Source organism: Neobacillus drentensis (genome assembly GCF_036965645.1).
Classification (GTDB): domain Bacteria; phylum Bacillota; class Bacilli; order Bacillales; family Cytobacillaceae; genus Neobacillus; species Neobacillus drentensis_D.
Window position 1 is genome coordinate 341 of the sequence record NZ_JBALPZ010000301.1, and the last position, 1,448, is coordinate 1,788.

General features: G+C 30.9%; 1 protein-coding gene. It reads left to right on the forward strand.

Annotated features, from left to right (window positions below):
• Window positions 1–1,320, forward strand: a 1,320-nt coding sequence (locus V7266_RS30660; RefSeq protein WP_335473052.1) for a hypothetical protein, incomplete at its 5' end; no start/stop codon positions are given.
• Window positions 1,321–1,448 lie beyond the last annotated feature (128 nt).

The window sequence follows — 1,448 nt, forward strand, 5'->3', positions numbered from 1 at the left end:
CAAAAACGTTTAGCGGAAGAACGAAAAAAAGAAGAGGAACGTAAAAAAGAATTACAACGTCAAAAAGATGAAGCAATACAGAAATTAAACAATTCAATAAAAATGACTTTTGATGGAAAATCAGTTATTCCAAAAGACACTGATAAATGGCAATTTAGTGATGAGATTACTTTTGACTTTACATTTAAAAATACAACAAATAAAGATATTAAGGGATTTAAAGGTACAACAATTTTTAATGATATGTTCGGTGATACTATCAAAAAAATAAATGTTAGCTATGATAAGGAAATAAGTGCTAATAAAGAAAATAACTGGAAAGGTTATTACGAAGTTAATCAATTCAGAAATGAAGATATTAAATTACGTGATACAGAGTTTTCTAAAATCCAATTTATATTCGATATGGATACAATTATATTTTCTGATGGTACAACTTTAACAAAAGATGGACAGGAAACCCAAACAAATAATTCACAGACCAATAACACAAAACCGGCAGTGAAAACATCACCAACTAAAAGTTCACCATCTTCAGAAATACCACAGGCGAGTGATAATATCAGCGATGTTTGGCTGGCAACAGGAAAACAGGATGGGGTAAGTAGCACTTGGTACTTTAACAATGGGCAATTAACAGTCAATAACGTATACCATTTTTCTTATGTAATCGCTAAAAATAAAGATTCTCATGGGTATACTGTTGTAACGATATCAAATAAAGAAGGCAAAAAACATGCTCTATTATTGAAAAGAAATGGTAGTAATTTTGACGGTAGAACTGTTGAAGGTAAGGATTATGTAAAATATTTAGCTGATGGAACAGTCCCAAATGGACAAATTATCGAATTTATTTATCAACAGAAACAGGAAAAAGTTGTTTCCTCCGAATATACTTCTCCCGAAGAGATGGAGTATTTAAAGAAGACGCTTAGGACATATATATTTGATAAGTATATGCCTGGTCCAGATTATGTTTATGCAAATGGTATTAACTGGACTGAGAACTTCTATGATAATTTAACCGCTAATGAGATTTGGAATGTTATAGAGGAATTTAAGAAAAAACATAACGGTAAAGAAGGAACTCTGTTTGAACAAGCCCAGTACCTTTCTCTGAATGCACCCATAAAAGATAATTGGAAAGAGCTATTTTTAGAGAACTGGAATAACAGTTATTATAAGGAAGATAAAATAGAAAAATTAATTGATAGAGGTGATTCTGTAGAGGTTTATACGGATTCTTTACCTTTTACGGGAGAAAAAGATAATTATCCTTTTGTAACATTAGATAAAAGAACTGGTTCTTGGCACGGATAGAATTTATAAGGAGACTTGTCTACCTCTATTTTTAAAAGTTTAAAATGTTTCACCCACCACAGTTTGAGAAAATAAAATTTTGTTTTTGTTAGAAACCTTCTTCAACTAAGGGTGCAAGAGTTAAAGAA